A 17,749-nucleotide genomic window follows, 5' to 3' on the forward strand; every position below is an offset into this window, starting at 1 on the left:
GATGGGGTGGTTTCAGCATTAAAACAGCCATTTTTCTCTAAAAACAGTAAAAAAGACAAACACCAAAACGATGTTTGTCTGCAATCTGAAAGCAGCTGTTGGGCTGCTTTTTATAGTGCTTTTAGAAAGGCGTCCAGGTCCAGTTGCACTTGTGCAAGCGAAATTTGGTCCCAGAAACCGTCTGAACGTAAGCGTGGGATGAGATGGACATGGAAATGGGTACCAGTGTCAAACAAGCGGTCATTGCAAGCCCTGGTCACACCGTCAATTGCCAATGTTTGACAGAGTTTCTCAGTCAAAAAAACTTCCAAGTCCGATAGTTCATAGCGAATAGTAGGTGGGACTTGACTGAGTGTGTCATAGTGATCATTGCTGATAATCAACAGATGCCCAGTTTGAATAGGGTCAATATCCCAGACAACCTTGAAGTGCTCTGTCTGATAGAGGATGTCATTTTCGTTGAGTTGGTGGCAAAAAATACAGGTCATGTCTTTTCTCCTAGGTTAGTAGAAAAGGAAATCACATAGGATTTCCTTGAAAAACACTAATAAGTCAAAACAGAATATTTCTTCTTCCCACGACGGATAACGGTCAACTCGCCGTCAATCTTGTCGCTGTCAGAAAGAGTATAATCCAAGTCCTGCACACGCTCGCCGTTGACGTAGATGGCACCATTTTGCACATCTTCACGAGCCTGGCGTTTTGAGGTGACAATACCAGAGGTCACTAAGAGTTCAACGATGTTAAGGTTGTCTTCAGCCTGGACAGCGTAGTTTGGAACGTTGCTGAGGCCCTGTTTGAGTTCTTTAGCGGATAGTTTTTTGATATTACCTGCGAACAATTGCTCGGTGATGTTAAGGGCCTGGTTATAGGCTTCTTCACCGTGGACCAAAGTCACGACTTCCTTGGCCAAAATCTTCTGAGCCAGGCGTTCATGACGGGCAGCGTCAAATTGTTTCTCGATTTCAGCAATCTCATCTAATGACAAGAAAGTAAAGATTTTCAAGAAACGAACGGCATCATCGTCCATTACATTGAGCCAGAATTGGTACATTTCATATGGAGAAGTCTTGTCGGCATCCAACCAAACAGCGTTGCCCTCTGACTTACCGAACTTCTTACCAGTCGAGTCTGTGATAAGAGGAACAGTCATCACGTGACCAGACTTGTCAGCCTTGCGGCGAAGCAATTCAGTACCAGCAGTCATGTTGCCCCACTGGTCAGAACCACCGATTTGTAGGGTTACATTGTGCTTGTCATTGAGTTCATAGAAGTCATAGCCTTGCATGATTTGGTAGGCAAACTCGGTGTAGGAAATCCCTGTTTCAATTCGTTTTTTTACAGAGTCCTTGCTCATCATGTAGTTGACGGTATAGTATTTGCCGACATCACGGAGGAAGTCGATAAAGCTGATGCCTGAGAACCAGTCGTAGTTGTTGACCATTTCAGCCTTATTGTCGCCGTTTTCAAAATCCAAGAAGCGAGAGAGCTGACCTTGGATTTTTGTTACCCAACCGTCCACGGTGTCTTTGGTTTGCAAGCTCCGCTCCGCATCCTTGAAGGAAGGGTCGCCAATCAGACCAGTCGCACCACCAACTAGGGCGTAAGGCTTGTGACCAGCCAACTGCAAACGACGGCTGGTTAGAATTGCAACCAAGTGGCCCAAGTGCAAGCTGTCAGCTGTTGGGTCGTAGCCTGTGTAATAGGAAACCTGACCTTCTGTCAATGCTTTTACCAAGGCTTCTTCGTCTGTCGTTTGAAAGACCAAGCCACGCGCTTTTAGTTCTTCAAAAATGTTCATGCGTTTCTCCTTAAATAGAATGTGATAAAAACCACATCTAACCAATAAAAATTCTCCCTTATTATACCATGAAATTGTGGAAAATAAACAAAATTTGGTATAATGGTAAGATAAGGAGTTACTATGACGACTAAATCAGATAAGCAAAAACATAAAGATAAATCAGATGCTCTAGGGCTCGGAGATACGTTTGGCGTTTTCCTTCGCACCTTGAAATTGTTGCTCAATTCCATTGCTGTCTTGCTATTTTTATTTGCTATTTTCGGTCTTGGTATAGGAGTTGGTTTTGTTGCGAGTTTGTTTGACAAGGTTGAGGTGCCTAAGACCGAGGAACTGCTGACACAGGTTTCAGAAGTAAGTCGGATTTCCAAAGTGGTCTATTCTGATGGTAGCTTGGTAGCAGAGGTAAATTCAGACTTGCTTCGTGTACCAGTTGGGGCTGGTGATGTATCGGACTACCTCAAGCAAGCAGTTATTGCAACAGAGGATGAAACTTTTGAAAGTCATAACGGAGTTGTGCCAAAAGCTGTTTTGCGTGCGGCATTGGGCTCGGTTGGTCTTGGGTCATCCAGTGGTGGTTCTACCTTGACCCAGCAGCTCATTAAGCAGCAGTTGGTCGGAGATGCACCGACTTTTACTCGAAAGGCGAATGAAATTATTTCAGCTTTGGCCCTGGAACGCAATATGACCAAGGAAGAGATTTTGACCATCTATTTGAACGTTTCACCGTTTGGGCGGAACAATCAAGGTCGAAATATTGCGGGAGCAGAAGCTGCCGCTCAAGGAATTTTTGGCAAACCTGCCAGTGAGTTGACAGTTCCACAGGCAGCCTTTATTGCAGGTCTACCGCAAAGTCCAATTGTCTATTCTCCATATGCTTCCGATGGTACTCGTAAGTCGGATGAGGATATGGTTTACGGTATCGAACGTTACCAAGATGTTCTTTTCAATATGTATCGTGCTTCGTTCTTGACCAAGGAAGAATATGAAACCTATAAGGCTTACGATATTAAGCAGGACTTCATTGCCCCAGCGCCTGTGACAGCTGATACTAAGGATTATCTCTATTACGAGGTGATGGAAGAGGCTCAGCAAGTCATGTTTGACTACTTGGTGAAACGTGATAAGGTTTCTGAGAATGATTTGAAGAACGATGTGACAAGGAGCTCTTATGAGGACTTGGCTAAGCAGGAGCTTAGTCAAGATGGCTATACCATTAAGAGTACAGTTGATAAGGGTATTTATGATACCATGCAGTCAGTTGTTGCCAATTACGGCTCGGTGTTGGATAATGGAAATGTGTACGTTGAAACAGGCAGTGTGCTGATTGACAATTCCACAGGAGCTATTCTAGGTTTTGTTGGTGGTCGGGATTATGCGACTAACCAAAACAACCATGCCTTTGATACCCTGCGTTCGCCTGCTTCGACCATTAAACCTTTATTGGCTTATGGTATCGCCATTGACCAAGGTTTAATCGGTTCAGCAAGTATTTTGTCAGATTATCCAACCAATTTCTCAAGTGGGCAACCAATCATGTATGGAACCAGTCGAGGTTCGGGCATGATGAACTTGCAGACGGCAATCGATAGATCTGTGAACATTCCGGCATTCTGGACTTATAAGATGATTCAAAATGCAGGAGTTGATGCCAAGGCATACATGGAGAAGATGAACTATCATATTCCTATGTATGATATTGAAAGTGTGCCACTCGGTGGTGGCGTTGAAATTTCGGTTTTGACCAATACCAATGCCTATCAGACCTTAGCTAATGGTGGTGTCTATCACAAACACTATATTGTTGAGAATATTACGGCTGCGGATGGAACGGTTGTTTACCAGCATGAAGCAGCTCCTGTTCAAGTCTATTCCAAGGCCACCGCAAGCATCATGAACCAACTCTTGCGCCAAGTAGTGAATTCGGGCTATACAACGACCTTCAAGAATCGGTTGAGCGGCTTAAATCCTCAGGCAGCAGCTTCGGACTTTGTCGGTAAAACGGGAACAAGTAACGAGGTAAATGACGTCTGGCTCATGTTATCAACTCCAAAAGTAACTCTGGGGACTTGGGCTGGAAATGATGATAACTCAGAAATGTATGTTTGGACAGGCTATCACAACAATTCGCAATATGTCGCTCATATGGTTAATGCGCTCTATAATGTGAATGCAGATATGTTTGCAGGTCGCTTTGAGTTGGATGGTAGCGTGATTGCTTCGAATGTTGTTGCTTCTACAGGTCAACGTGCAGGAGCAACGCAAGTAAACGGACGCCAGATCATGATTGGTGGTGCGACGACTACCAGTTATTGGGCTAAGAATGGCGCTCCTGTTACGAGCTACAACTTTATGGTTGGTGGTACAGACAGTGATCGGGCACAGGCTTGGAATAGCGTAGTTGGTTCAGCTACGAGTTCAAATCAATCTAGCAACTCTACTCGTCCAAGTTCTTCTACCAATACTAGTTCATCGTCTGAAACTCAGCCAACAACAAGTCAGCAAGAGAATAATAATTAGCCTTGCTTTTTGGAAGAAGTTGTGGTATAATTTTGTAAATAATTTGTCGTGTGTCTTGTTTGAAATATTGTCCAAATAAGACTTGCAGCAGTTAAATCAAACTTTTCAAGGAAGATTTAGCTGCTCTTTTTGTGTCTATGAGGGATTATATTGAGAATTGTTACTTATTCTTAAAAATTCTAAATATTCAGAAAAAGGATAAATATTGGTCAATTGATGGCTATTTATAATTGAACTCGGGCTAAATTTGTCGGAAAAAAGATAAATCTCCTAGTGTCTGTTGATACTTCGTCGATTTCCTATTCTTCTCTCAAATTTGACGCCCTCGTATCTTTTAATTGAACTCGCCTACAACTCTGTGAAAAAAGGTAAACAGCTGCTAGGAGGCTTGCCTCCGTCGTCGTGTTTCCTATTTTTCTTTGAGTTGTTTACGGCTTAGTATCTTTTAATTGAACTCGGACTAAATTCGTCGGAAAAAAGATAAATCTCCTAGTGTCTGATGACACTTCGTCGATTTCCTATTTTTCTCTCGAATTTTACGTCCTCGTATCTTATTACAAAGGAGAAAACTTTTGGCAGGACATGAAGTTCAGTACGGTAAACACCGTACCCGTCGTAGTTTTTCAAGAATCAAGGAAGTTCTTGATTTACCAAATTTGATTGAAATCCAAACGGATTCATTTAAAGATTTTCTTGATTATGGTTTGAAAGAGGTCTTTGAAGATGTACTTCCAGTTTCAAACTTTACGGATACCATGGAATTGGAATTCGTTGGTTATGAATTGAAAGAGCCTAAATACACATTGGAAGAGGCGCGTGCACACGATGCTAACTACTCAGCTCCAATCTATGTAACTTTCCGTCTTGTGAATAAGGAAACTGGCGAGATTAAAACTCAAGAAGTTTTCTTCGGTGAGTTCCCAATCATGACTGAAATGGGTACCTTCATCATCAACGGTGCAGAGCGTATCATCGTTTCTCAGTTGGTTCGTTCACCAGGTGTTTATTTCAACGATAAAGTCGATAAGAACGGTAAGGTTGGTTATGGTTCAACGGTTATTCCTAACCGTGGAGCATGGTTGGAATTGGAAACAGATTCAAAAGACATTGCCTACACTCGTATAGATCGTACACGTAAGATTCCATTTACAACGCTTGTACGTGCACTTGGTTTCTCAGGTGATGATGAAATCTTTGATATCTTTGGTGATAGCGAATTGGTTCGCAATACTATTGAGAAAGATATTCATAAAAATCCAGCGGATTCTCGTACAGATGAAGCCCTCAAGGAAATCTATGAGCGTCTTCGTCCAGGTGAACCAAAGACAGCTGAAAGTTCTCGTAGCCTTTTGACAGCTCGTTTCTTTGACCCACGTCGTTACGATTTGGCACCTGTTGGTCGTTATAAAATCAATAAAAAGCTCAACCTTCGTACTCGCTTGCTCAACCAAACGCTTGCAGAACATGTGATTAACGGTGAGACAGGCGAAATCGTCTTGGAAGCTGGTACTGTCTTGAGCCGTGATGTGCTTGAAAAAGTAGAAGCACAATTCGATGAGCTCAACTTGGTAGAATACATTCCAAATGACAATGCCGTTCTCCTTGAGCCAGTTCTCTTGCAGAAATTCAAGATTGTAGCTCCTAAGGATCCAGATCGTGTAGTCACTGTGATTGGTAATGCTAATCCGGCGGAAAACGTACGTACAGTAACGCCTGCGGATATCTTGGCAGAGATGAGCTACTTCCTTAACTTGGCTGAGGGTCTTGGTCGCGTAGACGATATCGACCACTTGGGTAACCGTCGTATTCGTGCCGTTGGTGAATTGCTTGCCAACCAAGTCCGTATCGGTTTGACCCGTATGGAGCGTAACTTGCGTGAGCGTATGTCTGTTCAAGACAATGAAGTATTGACGCCACAACAAATCATCAATATCCGTCCTGTTACAGCCGCAATCAAAGAATTCTTTGGTTCATCCCAGTTGTCACAGTTCATGGACCAACACAACCCACTTTCTGAGTTGTCTCACAAACGCCGTTTGTCAGCCTTGGGACCTGGTGGTTTGACTCGTGACCGTGCTGGTTATGAGGTTCGAGACGTTCACTACACTCACTATGGTCGTATGTGTCCGATTGAAACGCCTGAGGGACCAAACATCGGTTTGATTAACAACTTGTCATCTTATGGGCATCTCAACAAGTATGGTTTCATCCAAACACCATATCGTAAGATTGATCGTGCGACTGGTACAGTAACGAACGAAATCGTTTGGTTGACAGCGGATGAAGAAGATGCCTACATCGTAGCACAGTCAACTTCACCACTTGATGAAAACAACCGTTTCGTTGATAAAATCGTTATGGGTCGTCACCAAGGTAACAACCAGGAATTCCCAGCTGATTCAGCAGACTTCATGGACGTTTCACCTAAGCAGGTAGTTGCCGTTGCGACAGCATGTATTCCTTTCTTGGAAAACGATGACTCCAACCGTGCCCTCATGGGTGCCAACATGCAACGTCAGGCTGTTCCATTGATTGATCCAAAAGCACCTTATGTTGGTACAGGTATGGAATACCAGGCTGCCCATGACTCAGGTGCGGCAGTTATTGCCCAACACGATGGTAAGGTTGTTTACGCGGATGCAGACAAGGTTGAAGTTCGTCGAGAAGATGGTTCCTTGGATGTTTACAGCATTCAGAAATTCCGTCGTTCAAACTCAGGTACAGCCTACAACCAACGTACCCTTGTTAAATTGGGTGATGTTGTAGAAAAAGGTGATTTCATCGCAGATGGTCCTTCTATGGAACGTGGGGAAATGGCTCTTGGTCAAAACCCTATCGTTGCCTACATGACCTGGGAAGGATATAACTTCGAGGACGCGGTTATCATGTCTGAACGCCTTGTGAAAGACGATGTCTATACATCTGTTCACTTGGAAGAATACGAATCAGAAACACGTGATACCAAGTTAGGCCCTGAAGAAATTACTCGTGAAATTCCAAACGTTGGTGAAGATGCTCTTCGCAACTTGGACGAAATGGGTATTATCCGTATTGGTGCCGAAGTTAAAGAAGGCGATATCCTTGTTGGTAAAGTTACACCAAAAGGTGAAAAAGATCTTTCTGCTGAAGAGCGCCTCTTGCACGCAATCTTCGGTGACAAGTCACGTGAAGTACGTGATACCTCTCTTCGTGTACCTCACGGTGCCGATGGTGTCGTTCGTGATGTGAAAATCTTTACTCGTGCCAACGGTGATGAATTGCAATCAGGTGTTAACATGTTGGTTCGTGTTTACATCGCTCAAAAACGTAAGATCAAGGTCGGAGATAAGATGGCCGGTCGTCACGGTAACAAGGGTGTCGTTTCACGTATTGTACCTGTTGAGGATATGCCATATCTTCCAGATGGAACACCAGTTGACATCATGTTGAACCCACTCGGGGTGCCATCACGTATGAATATCGGTCAGGTTATGGAACTTCACTTGGGTATGGCGGCTCGCAACTTGGGTATCCATATTGCAACACCAGTTTTCGATGGTGCAAGTTCAGAAGACCTCTGGTCAACTGTTAAAGAAGCAGGTATGGATTCAGATGCCAAAACCATTCTTTACGATGGTCGTACAGGTGAGCCATTTGACAACCGTGTATCTGTCGGTGTCATGTACATGATCAAGCTTCACCACATGGTTGATGATAAACTTCACGCCCGCTCAGTCGGACCATACTCACTCGTTACCCAACAGCCACTCGGAGGTAAGGCTCAGTTTGGTGGTCAGCGTTTCGGTGAGATGGAGGTTTGGGCCCTTGAAGCCTATGGTGCTTCAAACGTCCTTCAAGAAATCTTGACTTACAAGTCAGATGATGTGACAGGCCGTCTTAAAGCCTATGAAGCCATCACCAAAGGTAAACCAATTCCAAAACCAGGTGTTCCAGAATCATTCCGCGTTCTTGTCAAAGAATTGCAATCACTTGGTTTGGATATGCGTGTCCTTGATGAAGACAACAATGAAGTAGAATTGCGTGACCTTGATGAAGGTGAAGATGATGACATCATCCACGTAGATGATCTTGAAAAAGCACGTGCAAAAGCCGCAGCTGACGCAGCCGCAGCCTTTGCAGCAGAAGAAGCAGAAGGTAAAGAATAGTTCAATTGGATGGAAGAAGTTGGTCCTTGTTCTAGTGATAATGAAGACAAGGACTGGCTGACTTTATCCGTTTGATTTATGGAAGAGTAATGAAAAGGTTATTCCTCCTACCTTATGTAGATAATTCAAGAATTTGAGGTCTGGGAAACCAACCTCTCACAAGAAAAGAAAGGGATTATTAGTGGTTGACGTAAATCGATTTAAAAGTATGCAAATCACGTTAGCTTCACCAAGTAAGGTTCGTTCATGGTCTTACGGTGAGGTTAAAAAACCTGAAACAATCAACTATCGTACACTCAAACCAGAACGTGATGGACTTTTTGACGAAGTCATCTTTGGTCCAACAAAAGACTGGGAGTGTTCATGTGGTAAATACAAGCGTATCCGTTATAAAGGGATCACTTGTGACCGCTGTGGTGTGGAAGTAACTCGTGCCAAAGTCCGTCGTGAGCGTATGGGACACATTGAGTTGAAAGCGCCAATTTCACATATTTGGTATTTCAAGGGTATTCCAAGCCGTATGGGCTTGACCTTGGATATGAGCCCGCGTGCGCTTGAAGAAGTTATTTACTTCGCAGCCTATGTGGTCATTGATCCAAAAGATACACAACTTCCTCACAAATCCATCATGACAGAGCGCGAATACCGCGAGCGTTTGCGTGAATATGGATATGGCTCATTTGTTGCTAAAATGGGTGCAGAAGCCATCCAAGACCTCTTGAAGCAAGTTGATCTTCCAAAAGAAATCGCAGCTTTGAAAGAAGAATTGAAAACTGCTACAGGACAAAAACGGATTAAAGCAGTTCGTCGCTTGGATGTACTCGATGCCTTCTATAAATCTGGCAATAAGCCTGAATGGATGATTCTCAACATCCTTCCAGTTATTCCACCAGATTTGCGTCCGATGGTTCAGTTGGATGGTGGTCGTTTTGCCGCATCTGATTTGAACGAACTCTACCGCCGTGTTATCAACCGTAACAACCGTTTGGCTCGTCTCTTGGAACTTAACGCTCCAGGTATCATTGTACAAAATGAAAAACGGATGCTCCAAGAAGCTGTGGATGCTTTGATTGACAACGGTCGCCGTGGTCGTCCAATTACAGGACCAGGTAGCCGTCCACTTAAATCACTCAGCCACATGCTTAAAGGTAAGCAAGGACGTTTCCGTCAAAACTTGCTTGGTAAGCGTGTTGACTTCTCAGGACGTTCCGTTATCGCCGTTGGTCCAACGCTTAAAATGTACCAATGTGGTGTGCCACGTGAAATGGCTATCGAGCTCTTCAAGCCGTTTGTCATGCGTGAAATCGTTGCCCGCGAAATCGCAGGAAACGTGAAAGCAGCTAAACGCTTGATTGAACGTGGAGATGATCGTATTTGGGATATCTTGGAAGAAGTGATCAAAGAACACCCAGTTCTTTTGAACCGCGCACCTACCCTTCACCGTTTGGGTATCCAGGCTTTTGAGCCAGTTCTAATCGACGGTAAAGCCCTTCGTTTGCACCCGCTTGTCTGTGAAGCCTATAACGCCGACTTTGACGGTGACCAGATGGCGATTCACGTTCCATTGTCAGAAGAAGCACAAGCAGAAGCACGTATCCTTATGCTTGCGGCAGAACACATCCTTAACCCTAAAGATGGTAAACCAGTCGTAACACCATCTCAGGATATGGTTTTGGGTAACTACTACTTGACCATGGAAGATGCTGGTCGTGAAGGTGAAGGTATGGTCTTCAAGGATGCGGATGAGGCTGTTATGGCTTACCGCAATGGCTATGTTCACTTGCATACTCGAGTTGGTATCGCAACGGATAGCCTTGATAAACCTTGGAAAGACAACCAAAAACACAAGATTATGATGACAACTGTCGGAAAAATCTTGTTCAACGCGATTATGCCAGAAGGTCTTCCATACTTGCAAGAGCCAAACAACGCTAACTTGACAGAAGGAACTCCTGATAAATACTTCTTGGAACCAGGTTCAGATATCAAGGCTGCCATTGCAGAATTACCAACTAACCTACCATTCAAGAAGAAAAATCTTGGTAACATCATCGCTGAAATCTTCAAGCGTTTCCGTACAACTGAAACATCAGCCCTTCTTGACCGTTTGAAAGACTTGGGTTACTATCACTCAACACTTGCTGGTTTGACAGTAGGTATTGCCGATATCCCAGTTATCGACAACAAGGCTGAAATCATTGAAGAATCTCACGAACGTGTAGAACAAATCAAGAAACAATTCCGTCGTGGTATGATTACAGACGACGAGCGTTACACAGCGGTTACAGATGAGTGGCGTTCAGCTAAGGAAAAATTGGAAAAACGCCTGGTTGAAAAACAAGATCCTAAGAACCCAATCGTTATGATGATGGACTCTGGTGCCCGTGGTAACATTTCCAACTTCTCCCAGTTGGCCGGTATGCGTGGTCTGATGTCAGCTCCGAACGGACGTATCATGGAATTGCCAATCTTGTCTAACTTCCGTGAAGGTCTTTCTGTATTGGAAATGTTCTTCTCAACTCACGGTGCCCGTAAGGGTATGACGGATACGGCCTTGAAGACAGCCGACTCAGGTTACTTGACTCGTCGTTTGGTTGACGTTGCCCAAGACGTTATTATCCGTGAAGACGACTGTGGAACTGACCGTGGTCTTGACATCCGTTCTATCACAGATGGCAAGGAAATGATCGAGCCACTTGAAGAGCGTTTGCAAGGTCGTTACACTAAGAAAACTGTTAAACACCCTGAAACTGGTGCAGTTATCATTGGTCCAAACCAATTGATTACCGAAGATATTGCCCGTGAAATTGTCAATGCAGGTGTTGAACAAGTAACCATCCGTAGCGTATTTACATGTAACACTCGTCACGGTGTCTGCCGTCATTGTTATGGTATCAACTTGGCGACAGGTGATGCGGTTGAAGTGGGTGAAGCAGTTGGTACGATTGCAGCCCAATCTATCGGTGAGCCTGGTACACAGTTGACAATGCGTACCTTCCACACGGGTGGTGTAGCCTCAAACAGTGATATCACGCAGGGTCTTCCTCGTGTCCAAGAGATCTTTGAAGCTCGCAATCCGAAAGGGGAAGCGGTTATCACTGAGGTCAAAGGTGAAGTTATCGCCATTGAAGAAGATGCCTCTACTCGTACTAAGAAAGTCTTTGTTAAAGGTGTGACTGGTGAAGGTGAATACGTGGTGCCATTTACAGCCCGTATGAAGGTTGAAGTTGGTGACCAAGTTGCGCGTGGAGCAGCCCTCACTGAAGGTTCTATCCAACCAAAACGCTTGCTTGAAGTCCGTGATGTCTTGGCGGTTGAAACTTACCTTCTTTCTGAAGTTCAAAAAGTTTACCGTAGCCAGGGTGTAGAAATCGGCGACAAGCACATCGAGGTAATGGTTCGTCAAATGCTTCGTAAAGTTCGTGTCATGGATCCAGGTGATACAGATCTTCTCATGGGTACCCTCATGGATATCACAGACTTTACAGATGCCAATGCTGACGTGGTTATTGCAGGTGGCATTCCGGCAACAGCTCGTCCAGTTCTTATGGGTATCACTAAGGCTTCCCTTGAAACCAACTCATTCTTGTCTGCCGCATCCTTCCAGGAAACAACTCGTGTCCTTACAGATGCAGCCATTCGTGGTAAACGTGATAACCTTCTTGGTCTGAAAGAGAACGTTATTATCGGTAAGATTATCCCAGCAGGTACAGGTATGGCCCGCTACCGTAATCTTGAACCACAAGCCATCAATGAAGTTGAAATCATTGAAGACACAGTTGCTGAAGAGCTTGCTGCAGAAGCAGAGTTTGAAGCTGTAACTGAATAAGATTTGAGACACATCTCTTTCTGAGGGATGTGTTTTCTTTTGTTCAAAAGTAAAACGCTTACGCAATTTGATCAGGAATTAACAAGCAGAATGTTTTCTTAAATCAGACGAATTCGGTATAATGTGTACGAAAAAGGAAGTATGTGTTATGTATCAAGTAATTAAAATGTATGGAGATTTTGAGCCCTGGTGGTTTTTAGATGGTTGGGAAGAAGATATTGTTAGTAAGGTAGCCTTTGATCGTTATGAAGATGCCTTAAAAGCATTTCAGAAGGAATGGGCACGATTGTCAGAAAAGTTCCCTAAAAAGCAGAGTAAAAATGGCACAATGGTGGCTTTTTGGGATGAGTCAGAACAGCATTGGTGTGAGGAATGTGATGAATACTTACAACGGTATCATTCGTTGATGTTGGTAGAAGCGAGGGAAAATTTATCGGCTGGTTTTATTAAGCAACCTACGCAACCTCGTATGCGCCCCTGCAAATTAAAACAAACTAATTGCGTAAATGAATAATAAAAGAGGATTGACCTTTGCGAGTCAATCCTTTTTAGCTGAATGTGATAGAAAATGCTTCCGCATCAAGCTCAACATGCCCGCCAATCCGAATGGTAAAGAGTGGCTGGGTATGGGCAAAGTCCAAATCGTAGAGCACAGGAACTTTTTTGAGAATAGGGTGCTTGTCCAAAATTGCTAACAAAATCTTCTCGGTCATCTTGGTTTCCTTAGGAAAACGCCCGAAGACAAGAGCTTGTGGATTTGGATAGGCTTGTAGAAGAGCTGTTAAATGACGAGCGATAATCAGGTAATCATCGTCTTCCGCCTCCTCTAAAAATAGGATATACTTGTCCGGTTTGGGAGCAAACTCGGTCCCAGTCAGCAGGTTGAGGGTTGAGATGTTTCCGCCGATGGCAATGCCAGAGGCCTGGCCTGGATTGTAGACTTTCCATTCTGTTGGGTAAAAGGTGCGAGGGGCGTCTGGTAGGTACCAAGCATCACTAGACCATTCAGGGCTCGGAGTCAGGTCAAAGGAATCTTGTGTCACAGCTTTGAGCCAGGCTTCTGTCTGATACTCTTGGGCTTGCACCATTTTGAAACTTGAATAAGCTGGCCCCATGTAGGTTGGTATGCCTGTCTTGGCGTAGATGGCATTGAGTAAGGCGGTCGTATCCGAATAACCACAGAAAATCTTTGGATGACGAGAAATGAGGTCAAAATCCAGATAGGGCAAGAGTTCGTTGCAGTTGAAACCGCCAATGGTTGTCAGAATGGCATCAACCGACTCATCTGCAAAAGCCGCCTCCAAGTCCGCAACACGACTGGCAATCGGAGCGGAATCGAACATATCATTTTCAAAATAATATTCTGAAAAGGAGAGTTTGAAGCCAAGTTCCTCTAGTTTTTCCTTGGCAGCAAGATTGGCTTCAAAACCACCAATTCTTTCAATAGATGAAGAAGGACTGACTACGCGTATGTGGTCGCCTTTTTTTAATCTTTTCATAGGAACCTCCAAGCTTTTTTATTATTTTAACAAAAAAGTATGGAAAATCAAGTTTCCTTGCGAATAGATAGGGTGAGGAGGTTTTATGATTCAAGAAAAAGCAAGAAAGTTGATTGAAAAGGCGGTGGCGGATAGGGTCAGTGACATTTATCTGGTTCCTCGTGGTCAGGACTACCAAGCCTATCATCGCATCATGGACGAACGGGAGTTTGTGCAAGACTTGGCTGAGGAGGAAGTAACAGCCATCATCAGCCATTTCAAGTTTTTAGCAGGATTAAATGTCGGTGAAAAACGCCGTAGCCAGCAGGGTTCCTGTGACTATGATTATGGTAGCGGAGAGATTTCACTTCGCTTATCAACTGTCGGTGATTATCGTGGCAAGGAAAGTCTGGTTATCCGCCTGCTCTATGACAATGACAAGGAACTCAAGTTCTGGTTTGAGGCAGCCGAGCGAATAGCCAAAGAAATCAAGGGAAGAGGGCTCTATCTTTTTTCGGGTCCAGTCGGCTCTGGTAAGACCACACTTATGTACCATCTTGCCAGGCTGAAATTCCCAGACAAGCAGATTTTGACCATCGAGGATCCTGTCGAAATCAAGCAGGAGGATATGCTGCAACTCCAGCTCAATGAAGCCATCGGAGCCACCTACGACAATCTGATTAAACTGTCCCTCCGTCATCGACCAGACCTGCTCATCATCGGTGAAATTCGGGATGCAGAAACGGCACGGGCGGTCATAAGGGCCAGCCTGACGGGAGCTACCGTTTTCTCAACAGTTCATGCAAGGTCTATTTCAGGTGTCTATGCTCGTATGTTGGAATTGGGGGTCAGTCCTGAGGAGCTAAACAATGCCCTTCAAGGGATTGCCTATCAACGTTTAATCGGGGGAGGAGGTGTAGTGGATTTTGCAAAGGGAAATTACCAAAACCATTCCGCAAACCAGTGGAATGAACAAATTGATCGCCTTTTTGCAGCAGGACATATCAGTCTTCGGCAGGCAGCAACAGAAAAAATTGCCCTTGGCTCGCCAGCGTAAGGTCATTGAGCTTTTCAATAATCTTTTTGCTAGTGGTTTTCATCTGGGGGAGATTGTTGATTTCCTCAAACGTAGTCAGCTTTTGGCAGATCCTTACACTCAGGTCTTGTCGGATGGCCTTCTTGCAGGCAACCCCTTTTCAAGCCTATTAGCAGATTTACGGTTTTCAGATGCGGTGGTCACACAGGTGGCTCTGGCAGAAGTTCATGGCAATACTAGTCTGAGTTTGAGCCATATCCAGTCTTATCTGGAAAATGTCAGTAAGGTTCGTAAAAAGCTGATTGAGGTGGCGACCTATCCAGTTATCTTGCTAGGCTTTCTTGTTTTAATTATGCTGGGTTTGAAAAACTATCTTCTGCCCCAGTTGGAGGAAGGCAATGCAGCGACCGTGCTAATTAATCATCTACCGACCATCTTTTTATCTCTAAGTGGCCTTAGTTTGGTGGCGGTCTTAGCTGGTATGGTTTGGTTTTGCAAAACTAGCAAAATCAAGGCATTTTCCCGCTTGGCAGCTCTGCCATTTTTCGGAAAACTCATCCAAATCTACCTGACGGCCTATTACGCCAGGGAGTGGGGGAGTTTGATTGGGCAAGGTTTGGACCTGCCGCAGATTGTGGGCTTGATGCAGGAGCAGCAATCGCAGCTCTTTCGAGAGATTGGCCAGGACCTGGAGCGGTCGCTTTCCAATGGTCAGAGTTTTCACGAACACATCAAGGCCTACGCCTTTTTCAAGCGGGAGCTGAGCCTCATCGTGGAGTATGGTCAGGTCAAGTCCAAGTTGGGTAGCGAGTTGACAGTCTATGCAGCTGAGTGTTGGGAGGATTTTTTCTCTCGGGTCAATAGAGCCATGCAGCTGATCCAACCGCTGGTCTTTCTCTTTGTGGCCTTAATGGTCGTTCTTATCTACGCAGCCATGTTGCTGCCGATTTATCAAAATATGGAGTTATAAAATGGAAAAGTTAATGAAATTGAAAAATAAAGCTTTCACTCTGGTGGAAATGTTAGTCGTTTTGGGAATCATTAGTCTGCTCTTGCTCCTCTTTGTGCCAAATTTGAGCCAGCAGAAGGATGCCATTCAGGAGAAAGGGGATGCAGCTGTCGTCAAGGTAGTGGAGAGCCAGATGGAGCTCTATGAATTGGAACATGACGAGGAAGCAACGGTGGCAGATTTGCAGGCGAAAGGCTATATTACTGATAAACAAGCGGCAGAGTATGCTAAGGCGAAAAAGTAAGGCCTTCACCTTGTTTGAAAGCCTGCTGACCTTATTTGTCGTTAGTTTTTTAGCCGTTTCTTTGTCGGGAACGGTGCAAACAGCCTTTCAGTCAGTTCAAGAAGAAATTTTCCTCTGGGAATTTGAAGCCATCTACAAAGATAGTCAGAAATTGGCTGCTAGTTCTCACCAGTCAGTTAGCTTGACTATCGGCGAACAAGAAGTGACAAATGGTCATCAGGCAGTCCAGGTACCCAGAAATGTAGAAGTATTAGAAGGGAAGACCATCACATTTGAAGAAAATGGAGGAAATTCCTCACTGTCTAACATTCGTTTTCGGCTTAGTCGAAAGACTGTCACGTATCAATTATATATAGGGAGTGGTCGCTATAAGAAAACAGAAGAATAAGGCTTATATTTTGCTAGAAAGTCTGGTTGCCCTTGCGACTCTAGTGACTATTTGCAGCTTGATTTTATCAGCTGTGGATGCAGGTCGTAGGCGACAGGCTTGGGAATTGGAACAACAGGAGGTTCTCAATCTAGCACAGATGGCTGTTCAGACCGGGCAAGATGACCTAGCCTTAAACGGTGTTACAGTTCAGGTTCAACGAACAGCAGATAGGATTGCGGTTTTCCACGAGGGAAAGGAGGTTTTATCGGTTGTTAAAAAGTAAGGTTCCTGCTTTTACTCTCTTGGAATGCTTGGTAGCCTTAGTCATCCTGTCAGGCAGTTTATTGGTTTTTGAAGGCTTGTCAAAACTGCTGGTCCAAGAAGCGCATTACCAAGGTCAGACCGTTCAAAAGGAATGGTTGGTCTTCTCTGGTCAATTGCGGTCGGAGTGGGACCAGGCTGAATTGGTCAAGGTTGAAAATGGCAAGGTCTATGTTGATAAGGGTGGACAAGCATTAGCCTTTGGCAAGTCACGGTCGGATGATTTTCGGAAAACAAATGATAGGGGACAGGGTTACCAGCCTATGCTCTATCAAGTGGATAGCGCAGCCATTTCCCAAGAAAACCAGCTGGTGCGCATCGACTTTAGCTTTAAAAATGGAGAGGAGCGGACCTTTATCTATGCTTTTAAAGAAAAAAGTTAAGGCAGGAATCCTGCTCTACGCCCTCTTGATGCTGGCTATTTTTAGCCTACTGCTTCAGTTTTATCTCCATCGTCAAGAAGCCGAAAGTCAAATAGCTCAAGTTGCTAAGCAAGAAGCGACAGCTTATATCATGGCACAGATGGTCTTGGACCAAGTCGAAGAGGACTTGCAAGAGCGTCAAGCGGTTGCTAAGGAGGAAGCTAGCCAAACAGATGAAAAGAAGGAAGATGACATAGTCGCTATTAGTGGAACGACCACTAATAAGGAAGAAGGGGAGGTACAAGAAACAACTAACACTAAGCCAGAATCAGCTACAAAATCAGTTGACACATCATCTACTCAAAATGTGGAAATCAAACCAATAGAAGATAAGGGAACGGTCACTTTTCAAGAGGGTCAGGCTAGCTATCATGTTGCAAATAAGCGAGTATCAATTATCGTAGCATTAGGGAAGGGAGGGAAGTACAGCTATCAATTTCCGGTCAACAAATCATTAGGAGGAGAGTAATGTAAATTACTCTCCTCAGATTGCAGACAAACATCGTTTTGGTGTTTGTCTTTTTTACTGTTTTTAGAGAAAAATGGCTGTTTTAATGCTGAAACCACCCCATCT

At 44.3% G+C, this 17,749-nt stretch carries 14 protein-coding genes and 1 pseudogene; 12 read left to right on the plus strand and 3 right to left on the minus strand.

Annotated elements, in window-relative coordinates; all coding sequences use genetic code 11:
* Positions 1-202, plus strand: a pseudogene (locus tag RFK25_RS09515) (hypothetical protein); the annotation flags it as partial.
* On the opposite strand, the gene RFK25_RS09520 reads toward RFK25_RS09515, so the two are convergent.
* Positions 111-488 (minus strand): HIT family protein, encoded by a 378-nt coding sequence (locus RFK25_RS09520; RefSeq protein ID WP_332413170.1) that lies wholly within the window; start codon positions 486-488, stop codon positions 111-113. The pseudogene RFK25_RS09515 and the gene RFK25_RS09520 sit on opposite strands and share 92 nt — an antisense overlap.
* Before the next feature lie 56 nt (positions 489-544).
* Positions 545-1,801 (minus strand): tyrosine--tRNA ligase, encoded by a 1,257-nt coding sequence (gene tyrS / locus RFK25_RS09525; protein ID WP_332413171.1) that lies wholly within the window; start codon positions 1,799-1,801, stop codon positions 545-547.
* Between the two features lie 123 nt (positions 1,802-1,924).
* Here tyrS and pbp1b point away from each other — a divergent pair, with 123 nt between their 5' ends.
* The 4 genes from pbp1b (at position 1,925) to RFK25_RS09545 (ending at position 12,809) form a co-directional block, all read left to right on the plus strand.
* Entirely contained in the window at positions 1,925-4,321 is a 2,397-nt protein-coding gene (pbp1b, locus tag RFK25_RS09530; protein ID WP_332413172.1) for a penicillin-binding protein PBP1B, read from the plus strand.
* 572 nt (positions 4,322-4,893) lie between these two features.
* On the plus strand, positions 4,894-8,466 hold the full coding sequence (gene rpoB / locus RFK25_RS09535) for a DNA-directed RNA polymerase subunit beta (protein ID WP_332413173.1): 3,573 nt from the start codon (positions 4,894-4,896) through the stop codon (positions 8,464-8,466).
* Between the two features lie 181 nt (positions 8,467-8,647).
* Positions 8,648-12,295: a DNA-directed RNA polymerase subunit beta' gene (rpoC, locus tag RFK25_RS09540; RefSeq protein WP_332413174.1), complete on the plus strand. Its 3,648-nt coding sequence runs from the start codon at positions 8,648-8,650 to the stop codon at positions 12,293-12,295.
* Positions 12,296-12,443: 148 nt separating this feature from the next.
* Positions 12,444-12,809: a DUF1033 family protein gene (locus RFK25_RS09545; protein WP_332413175.1), complete on the plus strand. Its 366-nt coding sequence runs from the start codon at positions 12,444-12,446 to the stop codon at positions 12,807-12,809.
* A 34-nt stretch (positions 12,810-12,843) separates the two neighbouring features.
* Here the strand turns inward: RFK25_RS09545 and RFK25_RS09550 are convergent, their stop codons facing one another.
* Positions 12,844-13,794, minus strand: coding sequence for a S66 family peptidase (locus RFK25_RS09550; protein ID WP_332413176.1), 951 nt, complete (start codon positions 13,792-13,794; stop codon positions 12,844-12,846).
* A gap of 85 nt (positions 13,795-13,879) precedes the next feature.
* Here RFK25_RS09550 and comGA point away from each other — a divergent pair, with 85 nt between their 5' ends.
* The 7 genes from comGA to comGG are packed head-to-tail and all read left to right on the plus strand — an operon-like array spanning position 13,880 to position 17,644.
* Entirely contained in the window at positions 13,880-14,830 is a 951-nt protein-coding gene (gene comGA / locus RFK25_RS09555) for a competence type IV pilus ATPase ComGA (RefSeq protein ID WP_332413178.1), read from the plus strand.
* On the plus strand, positions 14,742-15,779 hold the full coding sequence (gene comGB / locus RFK25_RS09560) for a competence type IV pilus assembly protein ComGB (protein WP_332413179.1): 1,038 nt from the start codon (positions 14,742-14,744) through the stop codon (positions 15,777-15,779). Before comGA ends, comGB begins: the two co-directional genes overlap by 89 nt.
* A gap of 1 nt (position 15,780) precedes the next feature.
* Positions 15,781-16,062 (plus strand): competence type IV pilus major pilin ComGC, encoded by a 282-nt coding sequence (comGC, locus tag RFK25_RS09565; RefSeq protein WP_332413180.1) that lies wholly within the window; start codon positions 15,781-15,783, stop codon positions 16,060-16,062.
* Positions 16,043-16,450: a competence type IV pilus minor pilin ComGD gene (gene comGD, locus RFK25_RS09570; RefSeq protein WP_332413181.1), complete on the plus strand. Its 408-nt coding sequence runs from the start codon at positions 16,043-16,045 to the stop codon at positions 16,448-16,450. Before comGC ends, comGD begins: the two co-directional genes overlap by 20 nt.
* The gene (gene comGE / locus RFK25_RS09575) at positions 16,422-16,715 is read left to right on the plus strand and encodes a competence type IV pilus minor pilin ComGE (RefSeq protein WP_332413182.1); all 294 of its coding nucleotides are present in this window, start codon (positions 16,422-16,424) and stop codon (positions 16,713-16,715) included. The genes comGD and comGE overlap by 29 nt, the downstream gene beginning before the upstream one ends.
* Positions 16,702-17,136 carry a competence type IV pilus minor pilin ComGF gene (gene comGF, locus RFK25_RS09580; protein WP_332413183.1) on the plus strand — a complete coding sequence of 145 codons (435 nt, stop codon included), beginning with the start codon at positions 16,702-16,704 and terminating at the stop codon, positions 17,134-17,136. The genes comGE and comGF overlap by 14 nt, the downstream gene beginning before the upstream one ends.
* Entirely contained in the window at positions 17,114-17,644 is a 531-nt protein-coding gene (comGG, locus tag RFK25_RS09585) for a competence type IV pilus minor pilin ComGG (protein ID WP_332413184.1), read from the plus strand. Before comGF ends, comGG begins: the two co-directional genes overlap by 23 nt.
* Positions 17,645-17,749: the final 105 nt, after the last annotated feature.

It is taken from the genome of Streptococcus sp. SS-4456 (assembly GCF_036680365.1).
In the GTDB taxonomy this organism is placed as follows: Bacteria; Bacillota; Bacilli; order Lactobacillales; family Streptococcaceae; genus Streptococcus.

Excerpts from the sequence above, each read along its gene's own strand:
- RFK25_RS09520 (WP_332413170.1), bottom strand. The coding sequence starts at position 488 with ATGACCTGTATTTTTTGCCACCAACTCAACGAAAATGACATCCTCTAT.
- pbp1b (WP_332413172.1), top strand. The coding sequence starts at position 1,925 with ATGACGACTAAATCAGATAAGCAAAAACATAAAGATAAATCAGATGCT.
- comGC (WP_332413180.1), top strand. The coding sequence starts at position 15,781 with ATGGAAAAGTTAATGAAATTGAAAAATAAAGCTTTCACTCTGGTGGAA.
- comGD (WP_332413181.1), top strand. The coding sequence starts at position 16,043 with ATGCTAAGGCGAAAAAGTAAGGCCTTCACCTTGTTTGAAAGCCTGCTG.
- comGA (WP_332413178.1), top strand. The coding sequence starts at position 13,880 with ATGATTCAAGAAAAAGCAAGAAAGTTGATTGAAAAGGCGGTGGCGGAT.
- comGG (WP_332413184.1), top strand. The coding sequence starts at position 17,114 with ATGCTTTTAAAGAAAAAAGTTAAGGCAGGAATCCTGCTCTACGCCCTC.
- tyrS (WP_332413171.1), bottom strand. The coding sequence starts at position 1,801 with ATGAACATTTTTGAAGAACTAAAAGCGCGTGGCTTGGTCTTTCAAACG.
- RFK25_RS09545 (WP_332413175.1), top strand. The coding sequence starts at position 12,444 with ATGTATCAAGTAATTAAAATGTATGGAGATTTTGAGCCCTGGTGGTTT.
- RFK25_RS09550 (WP_332413176.1), bottom strand. The coding sequence starts at position 13,794 with ATGAAAAGATTAAAAAAAGGCGACCACATACGCGTAGTCAGTCCTTCT.
- comGB (WP_332413179.1), top strand. The coding sequence starts at position 14,742 with ATGAACAAATTGATCGCCTTTTTGCAGCAGGACATATCAGTCTTCGGC.